We start from the raw sequence: 8,563 nt of genomic DNA on the forward strand, positions 1-8,563 counted from the left end.
TTGCCGGAAAGCGCGAGAGCGCGGAGCGGGAGCTTTCGGACATTCAGAAGCGGCACGCGGAGGCGAAGACGGAATTTCTTGCGCTGAATGCTCAGCTCACCACGCTGAAAAAGGAAGTGCAGAGTCTGGGGCAGCAGGTTGCCGGGGGCGCCCCTGAAAAGGACAGGGCGCTCGAGGAGCTCATGCAGAAGCCCGTGTCGCTTATTTCACGTCGTCTTGTGGAAAGCGCGGAAGAGCGTGAACTGCTTCAGGATTTCAAGACCGCGCTGAGCGACGCGCATCTGACCTTCCCCGACAGAACGGTCAAGGCGTTCCATACGGCGCTCAAGTGTCAGGACATCAATCCTCTGACGGTGCTGGCCGGCGTTTCCGGCACGGGCAAGACGCTTCTGCCCGTGAAGTACGCGGAGTTCATGGGCATCAATCAGATCATCCTGTCCGTACAGCCGCGCTGGGACTCCGCGCAGGATCTGTTCGGTTTCTACAACTATCTGGAGCGGCGCTACAAGGCTACCGAACTTTCCCGCTGTCTTCTGCGCATGGACCCCTACGGCAGGGATTTTAATAGTCCTGAGGACAGGAATATACGCAACGGGATGCTCATGGTGCTGCTCGATGAAATGAATCTCGCCCGTCCCGAGTATTATTTCAGCGAATTTCTCTCAAAGCTTGAGCTGCGACGTACGGTTAATCCGGCCGATGACGAGTCCCGCAACCGGGCCACCGTCGAGCTCGACACCGGCACAGGACACGAACATTTTTCCATCTGGATACCGAACAACATTCTGTTCGTGGGCACCATGAACGCGGACGAAAGCATCCAGACGCTGTCAGACAAGGTGCTCGACCGCGCCAATGTGCTGCGTTTCGGCAAGCCTGCGCGGCGCAGGGATCAGAAAAAGCCGGTCATGAGCGCCATGAACGGCGGTTCGCCCATTTCCGGCAAGGTATGGGAAAGCTGGAAGAAAAGCGATATCCGTCAGTACATGGAGGAGTGCGGCGACTGGACCAGAAAGCTCAATGATGCCCTTGCCGGTCTGGGACGCGCCTTCGGTTTCCGCGTGGAGGAGGCCATATACAGTTACGTGGCCAACTATCCGGGAGTGAAGCCGGGCAACGACGCCATGCGCATGGCCTTTGCCGATCAGGTCGAGCAGAAGATCCTGCCCAAGCTCCGCGGCTGCGACATGAATCTGCCCACGTCCATGGACAGTCTGGAGAAAATAGAACAGGTCGTCGCCGAACTCGGCGATGAGGAGCTCAGGGAGGCTTTTCGTCAGTCGCTGAGCAATGCTTCCGACACGGGAATATTCCTCTGGCAGGGCGTGACGAGGATATAGCATGACCATGAACGGGGAGCGCATACAGTTCCATGTGTGGCCGTGGTCGGCCGCAGGCTGTCGGCAGGAGACGGAAGACTTTGAAGGCCGGGACGTACTGCTGCCGTATTTCGGCAGTCCCGTGCTTTCCGTGCCCGGGGAGTTCCGGGTGAACACGGACGCGAGGCACGAAGATTTCATGCCGTTGGGCTGTCCCTATATGGGAGGCCGTTACCGGCTCTACCGTGTGCCGCATTCCATAGCCGCATCCCGCCATGCCGCACGGTATGACGGATCCATGAGGATAGTTATTGTTCACGACGGAACCCGTGAAAGGATGAATGTCCGTTCCGAGGGGGCCGTGTCCGGCAGTCTTCGCGACGAAGGAGAACTGCAGCAGGCCGTGCTGGAATGGATGTCGTTCTTTGACTTCTGCGTGCAGCGTTCGGGGTCTCGGGAGAAGGGCGCTTCGGCCGTTCCGTGGATGGATCTGCCCGGATACATACGAACATACGCCGAGGAACGAAAAACGCAGAAACGTTCCCTCATTGTGTCCATTGCCGAAGAAATGGCGCAGCGCGTGCAGGAACTGGTTCGTTCGGCGCGCCGTGTGCTCATTCACGAGCGCCGGCTTCTGCCCGCCGCCCGGGCCGCGGAAATGGACTCGGGGTGTCTGCACTGGTATTTTCGACAGCCGGGACTCACGCCCGTACAGAAGGCCTCGGCCAACAGGCAGCGCCTTCAGGCCATGTCCCGGCGCGAAACCTTCAACACGCTGGAAAACCGCGTGTTTCGGGAATTTCTTTTGCGCTGCGTGCGGGAATGCCGGCAGTATGTGCGCGTGGTCTGCGCCGGGGCGAGTGACGCCGGTTATGCGGGCGAGGTGAATCGTTTCGGCGTCATCTGTCAGGAACTGCTGAAAAATCCGGTCTGGGAAGACGTGGAGGAACTGGAAGGCGGCGTGCGGCCCAACTACGTGCTGCAGAGCGATGCGCGCTATCGCAGAATATGGGATCTGTATCAGAAGCTCCTGCGCAAGCAGGACGAAGAGGACTGGATGTGGGCCTGGCAGGGACGTACCTGGGCCGACATTTGCACGCTTCTGCTCGGCGCTTCGCTGCTCGAACTTTCGTCCGGAAGAAAGGGGGCTGTGAGCCTTTCGCCTCTGGCCCGGGCCGGATGCGGTTTTCTGGGCGAACAGGTGCAGGGCAGCCGCGTGGTGTCGGGTTCGGAACCCGGGCCCTTTCTGCTTTCGCACGGGAAGCGCAGGGCCGTGCTGGAACTCGTGCATGCCAGGCAGGCTGAAAGGCACGATGTGGCTTCTGCCCTCGGAGGCACGGGGGGCACGCTGTTTTTCGTGCTCAAGCCGCTGGGGAGAAAAAAGGCGACCCCCAGCGTTCTGGTGACGTGGCCGGTGCATACGCTCTCTTCCACTCGCAGACAGAACTTTCAGGCCGTGCGCAGGTCCGCAGAACAGGGACTCGGAAAACAGAGTCAGCTCATCAATATGCGCTACCCCGTGGCGAATCTTACCGGACTCGTGCTGGCCGACGCCTTTTTGCGGGGAGAGCCCGACTTCGAGGCCGGAGAGAACACGCATCTGGCCCGTCTTGCCGCAGAGCCGCAGTTCTGGATGAGAAACATTGAAGTCCTGACCATGCTGCTGGACGACCTTTTCGTGGAACTTCTGGAGAACGACGATGCCTGATGTCCTCGGTTTGGCTGCTTTCGGTCTGGGGGATGCGTGCGCGGGCAAAAAGAGCGTGCGCAATCCCGCCTTTCTGCCGGCCTCGGTCATACTTCCGCGTTCCTGGCGGGGGGCGTTTCTGGCCGGGGAAAAGGCGGCGGCAAGCCGTCTGGAAACCGGACTCATGTGGCCGCCGGAAGCCGGAGTATCGGAGAACTCTGCCCTGCGCCGCGTTCCCGTGGCGCTTCTCTGGAGCCGGCTCGTCATGGACGGCGACAGAGCTTCGTACTGGTCTCCGGGGACCGGCGCCGCACGTTCTTCCACGGCGGCGGCCCTGCACGCCCATATTGCCGATCTGCTGGAAAAGGCGGAATGGAAATCGCAGAATCTTGTGGTGGCCATTCCCGACACGCTCGACGAAATGGGGCAGGAAGATCTGCTTCGCACCTTCGGCAGCGCCAGGGATCGCGTTCAGCTCGTGTGGCGGCCCGTGGCGGCCGCCATGCAGTGGCTCCACGCGCTGGGACCGGACTTCCGCATAGGCCCGAACGACTGGATGCTTGTGGCTTACCTGGGACCGGATCTTTTGGAAGCGACGTCCTTTTCTCTCATGCATGACGAGGAAACGGGATATCCCGTGCCCGTGCGTTCACGCGGGCGGAAAGGCTCGGGCCTGACGGGCATGGACTGGGCATGGAGCTGCTGCCCGGGCGATACCGTGGGGGAGAAGTGGCAGCAGATGATGCGCTTTCCCGAAGTATGGGAATCACTTACAAGACGCGGCGGCACTTCGGGCGGACAGGAACTCTGGAGCCGTGCGGACGGCTCGTGGGACTTGTGGAATCCGGAGAAGGATCTTCTTCCGTGGCAGAATTCGCGCGCCCGCGAATGCACGTGGATTTCCGCCCAGATAGGTCGGAAGAGCGTAAGAGAGAGCTCTTCATGGGAAGCGCTGCTTTACGCCGCGATACAAGGCGAAGTGGAGAAGCGAGGCAGAGCGGGCCGCATCCGCGGCGTGGTGCTGTGCGGGCCGCTCATGCCGAGGGAGCGTCCCCGATGGCTTGACGGACGAACCTGCGCGGGCATGCTGCCCATATCCCGTACCCCCATGCCCGACACCATCTGGCTGCCTTCGCGCATGGATGCCGACATTGTGGCCGAAGGCGCAAAACTTTACGGAGAGCGGCTGCGCGACGATCTGCCGACGTATCTGGATACGCTTCCAGGACTCAGAATCATGACGGAGGACCGGAGAAGGCACAGAATCTGGCAGAGCCTTGTGGACGCCGCAACCTGCAAGGGCGGCAAGGAATATACCAATGAGGTGGAAGGGTTCAGCTATCAGAAGCGCCATTCCAGTCTGACGGCATACCTCAAAAAGGATACCGAAGAAACGTACCGATGCGAGGAAGTACCGTTTCCCTTTGTGCCGGTGAAGGACATTCCCATCGTCATGCGCGTGCGCATGAAGCCGGCCAGCGGTCTGGCGCAGGTCAGACTTGTGGCGCTCGACAACTCCGTGGAAGAGCTGCTTTTCGACTTTTCCCGCATGAAGGAAATAGACACGCTGCCGAAGGAAGAGCTTTTCTGCCCGGATGACGGGCACATCATGCTTTCGAATGCCGTGACCACCTATGAAAAGGCGTCGTTCAGGACGGATTGCCTGTATTTCGTGAAGTCTGCCCCCACGGTGGAGTCGCTGTCGAAGTATGCCGGCATGCGCACGAAATGGCTCATCCCTTCCAGGCCGCTCAAGCTCATCGACGAGAACGGCAATACGGTTCAGGGGCTTGAAAAGGAATTCATGCAGGTGGCCGGCCAGCTTGTGAGCATACGCAACAATGTCGGCCAGCTTTTCCCTCAACTGGCAAGGCAGGCGTCTTTCTTGTGGGGAAGAACGCCCGCGGCATTCAGGAAGGAGATCGCCGGGGGAATCCGTCGGGCTCTCAAGGGAGAGAAGCTGCACAGGTACTTCATTGAGACGGCCGGGCGATGTTTCAGTACGAAGGAGGATTGCCGACTGCTGTTTCAGTATGTCGTCAGGGAAGGTCGGCAGTATTCCTTTGCCCTCACCGCGGCGTTTCATGTGCTGCATTACCGGCCCGAGGCCTGCAATGCGCTGAATGACGACCTGGCCTGCAGCCTTCTGGAAACTGCGCTGGACATGATGGAAGCGCAGCGCGAATACAAGAAGGTGAAGTTCATGAATGCGGCTTCCCTTATTTTCGTGCTGCTTAAATATCGTCTGCAAAGCGGACACATGAATTTTATGGGAGAGGACGACGCAAAAACCGCAAAATTCCATGTGCGGGAAAAACTTCAGGGCTACATTGCGGAAATTGAACAGGATCTCGGTGACGCCGAGCATCGTTGCAGACTTGCCGCAAGAACAAAGAACAACCTGGTCAAAAGTCGTCAGTATCTTGAGGATATTTTGAAGTACATCGACTACAAGGGCGACCCGAGCGCCGTGCCCATCGTGAGCGAAGACGACGACGGGTAGGGAAGTCTGAAAATTCCCTGTTTATCGGGGATCCGTTCGCGCGGAGCCGGACGCTGCGGATGCCCTGTGCGGAGTAGGAAAACGGACTGAGCGGAGCCAGCATGCATTGTCTTCGATTCCGGTCTGAACAGGGCATGCGTTCGTTTGCCGGGCTCAGACTTCCAGAGTGTTTGTGAGCTTTCCTGCTGGACCTCCGCCAATCGGAGTCGCGAAGGGAGAGCCTTCCGGAGCGCGTTGCGGCCTGTTTTGCCTTTTGCGGCATCGTTGCCTGTGACATCGTGAGCGGGGGGCGAGTCCCACATATGGGCCGGGTCGGACATGAGCGGAGCGGCGTGAACGCCGTACGCCTCGCCCGGGATGCCTCTTCTGAAATCAACGGGAGCAAGGGCGCGGAGCCGTGCGGGGCAGGGGCCGGCATATCTGCGGCCGCATACGCGTGTCGGGGGGAGTTCCGGGCCCTTGCCGGGAGATGTCCGGCAAGAACGGGAGAACAGGGGCCGGCAAAGGAAAGTTCAGGAACGGTCTGAAAAGTTCAGGAATCGCCTGAAGGGGGGCAGGGCTCCTTGTCGAGCGTTGAAAAAGAAGCCCGGACGCAGAACAGCGGGGTTCTGCGTCCGGGCATCGCGGCTTCACGCGTTCAGGGGGCCGGGTCAGGGCTGAAGGGCTTTGGCGGTAGCCCCTTCCTTCTTGGTCTTCTTCATGGTCGTTTCGTCGCCCGGCGCACTCGTCGGACGGCCGTCGTCCCGATCTTTGGCGTTTTTCGCTTCCGCCATGCACGGGGGGGTCTTTCCCGCGTGTTCCGACGTCTTGTCGGCATCGTTGTCGCTTCGGGCCGAGCTGGTCTGGGCGGCGCTGCCTTGCGGCATGGCGTCTTCCCCGGGGGACTCGCTCTTCGGCGTCGCGTTTCGGGCTTCCGGAGCTTCGGGGCTCGCCGCCTTTGCCGCAGAAGATTCCGCCGTCTCGCGGCTTCTCTTCGCCTGCCGTGCAATTTCTTCAAGCGTCACCTTCGCGCGCGGTGCGTTTCCGGCGTGGTCGGCAGAGGCGCGGGGCGTGGGGTGCTCTCCGGCGTCCTCCCCTCCGAAGGCATCGTCCGGCAGTCCCGGAAAAAGGTCGGGCGCGTACAGGCGGCAGAACCGCAGAAGCGCCCGGAGGCGCAGCGCAAGCGCCGTCTGGTCCGATTCCCCGGGCTCATTGTTCGGCTCTTCCCCCTGTGCTCGGAGCAGCATGGCCGAGGCGGTCAGCTCCCGCCCCGTAGCCTTTTCCGTGGCGCGCACCGTGCAGCACAGCTCGTGCCGTCCGCCCGTGGCCGTCTTGTCCGGACGTGCGGCGTCCGCGGTCTTGTCTCGCGCGGCGTCCTGCTCCGCGCCCTCGCTCGCCGCAAAAGGCGCGTCTTCCCGTATGCCCTCCGCCGTGCGCGGCGCTTCGGCATCGGCAGCGTCCGGCCCGCCGTCTGCGTCGCCCCGTCTGCGTTCGCTTTTCTCTCGGTTGCCGTTTTCCTCTCCGCGTTCCTCGCGTGCGTCTTTTCTTCGTCCGTCCGGCGCGTCGCGTTCCGCAGGGCCACGTTCCGTAGCAGGCGTCCGTTCCGCAAGCTCAATGCACGGCATCGTGAACCGTCCGCAGCTTTGAAGCCCCGCAAGCAGCAGGCCCGCGCTCCATGTCGGCCTTCCGTGCGTCACCCGAAGGCCGTGCATCACGGAAAACGGATCGAGCCCCAGTCGCCGCGCCGCGCAAAGCGCCATGAGGCAGTTGGAAAACGCCGCGGGATTCTTCATTGTTTGCCGCGTCTGCGGGTTCGTGGATTCCGCCCGGTACTCCTCCGGCACAAGGTCGGAGCCCGCAAGCGCCGCCGCCATGCGCTCCATGAGCGCAAAGCCTTCGGCGTGCACGAAGTTCGCGTCCGCCGCCGGGCGCGGCGCCTGTCTGAGTTCGGAAAGAGGGCGCTGTGTCATGTCATCTCCTGAACCGGCAGCTCTCATATGCCGGGCAATACTTCTGGTGGCAGAGCGTGGAACGCGGATTGCCGAAAAATATCCCGGAACGCAGCATGGCCGCCGCCGCTTCCAGCAGTCCCGGCGCGCCTTCCCGCCCCGCAAGCAGCTCACGCGCCCCGGTCACGCTGCCCGTGCCCGCGCGGCGTCCCGCGTCCGTCTTCGCCGTCTGAAGGCCGATGATCACCGCCGGCGCGTCCATCTGGCGTCCCGTGGCCTCTTCCGCAAGCAGCTCGTACACCGCTACCTGCGCCGCGTGACCCGCCGTGCGTACCGTGCCGTCCGTGCCCACCGCGCTTTTTCCCGTCTTGATGTCCGCAATGCCGAAACGACCCCTCTCGTCCCGGTACACCCGGTCCGTCGTGCCCGTGAGCACGATGCTGAGACCAGTTATCTCCAACCCGCGGCACTCCGCCTCCACGTCCACAAAATCAAATCCCGGCGCTATCTCCGCGCAGTACTTGCGATGCAGCGCCAGCGCGATTCCTTCCATGGCCGCTGGGCTCGAATCTCCCCAGTCCACCTCTTCCCGAGGCTCCCGTATGGTCTTCACCACCTCGGCCGCGCAGTCCTCCGCGCTCAGCCCCGCGCCCCGTATCCGGCCAAGATCAAAAAGCGCCGTGCCCGCGTGCACCGCGCGCCCAAGCTGCGCCGCCCCGGAACTCGGCAGTCTCATCCCCTTGATGTTCTTCGCTTCCCACCTCGCCGGACAGTCGAAAAGCTCCGGCAGGCTCGACGCCCGTATCCGTATCAGCTCCGTCATGTTCGCTCCTTTCAGCACCGCCCCTGTCGGGCAGCGCTTCCGTTTTGCATTGTTGTCTTCGTCTAAAATATGCTCAAACGAATATCGCAAGTCAAGAACGTGCATATTCAATCGAATGCCAAAAAAAGGCGGAAAGGCAGGAAAGGCAGAAAGGCAGAAAGGCAATGCGGGGGGAATAATTCCCCCCGCGCCCCCTTGGTTCTTTCAGCTTCTTGTCAACGCTCGTGGGAACGCGGGCGACCTGAGGAGTCCGCGCCGACGGCCGCAAGTAGCCGGAATTCACTTCCGGCGTTAAACGCAGCG

4 protein-coding genes and 1 pseudogene are annotated in these 8,563 nt (G+C 61.7%); 3 read left to right on the plus strand and 2 right to left on the minus strand.

Going from position 1 to position 8,563, the window contains the following annotated elements:
- The 3 genes and pseudogenes from Q0J81_RS09140 to Q0J81_RS09150 all read left to right on the plus strand — a co-directional run.
- A pseudogene (locus tag Q0J81_RS09140) lies at positions 1-1,340 on the plus strand (hypothetical protein); the annotation flags it as partial.
- Position 1,341: 1 nt separating this feature from the next.
- Positions 1,342-3,027, plus strand: coding sequence for a DUF2357 domain-containing protein (locus tag Q0J81_RS09145; RefSeq protein ID WP_294447345.1), 1,686 nt, complete (start codon positions 1,342-1,344; stop codon positions 3,025-3,027).
- Positions 3,020-5,509: a hypothetical protein gene (locus Q0J81_RS09150; protein WP_294447347.1), complete on the plus strand. Its 2,490-nt coding sequence runs from the start codon at positions 3,020-3,022 to the stop codon at positions 5,507-5,509. Before Q0J81_RS09145 ends, Q0J81_RS09150 begins: the two co-directional genes overlap by 8 nt.
- A 650-nt stretch (positions 5,510-6,159) precedes the next feature.
- On the opposite strand, the gene Q0J81_RS09155 is transcribed toward Q0J81_RS09150, so the two are convergent.
- Both Q0J81_RS09155 and Q0J81_RS09160 read right to left on the minus strand, forming a co-directional pair.
- Entirely contained in the window at positions 6,160-7,458 is a 1,299-nt protein-coding gene (locus Q0J81_RS09155; protein ID WP_294447348.1) for a hypothetical protein, read from the minus strand.
- A gap of 1 nt (position 7,459) precedes the next feature.
- Positions 7,460-8,260: a PD-(D/E)XK nuclease family protein gene (locus Q0J81_RS09160; protein ID WP_294447349.1), complete on the minus strand. Its 801-nt coding sequence runs from the start codon at positions 8,258-8,260 to the stop codon at positions 7,460-7,462.
- Positions 8,261-8,563: the final 303 nt, after the last annotated feature.

It is taken from the genome of uncultured Mailhella sp. (genome assembly GCF_944324575.1).
GTDB lineage: Bacteria > Desulfobacterota > Desulfovibrionia > Desulfovibrionales > Desulfovibrionaceae > Mailhella.

Excerpts from the sequence above, each read along its gene's own strand:
- Q0J81_RS09145 (WP_294447345.1), top strand. The coding sequence starts at position 1,342 with ATGACCATGAACGGGGAGCGCATACAGTTCCATGTGTGGCCGTGGTCG.
- Q0J81_RS09155 (WP_294447348.1), bottom strand. The coding sequence starts at position 7,458 with ATGACACAGCGCCCTCTTTCCGAACTCAGACAGGCGCCGCGCCCGGCG.
- Q0J81_RS09160 (WP_294447349.1), bottom strand. The coding sequence starts at position 8,260 with ATGACGGAGCTGATACGGATACGGGCGTCGAGCCTGCCGGAGCTTTTC.
- Q0J81_RS09150 (WP_294447347.1), top strand. The coding sequence starts at position 3,020 with ATGCCTGATGTCCTCGGTTTGGCTGCTTTCGGTCTGGGGGATGCGTGC.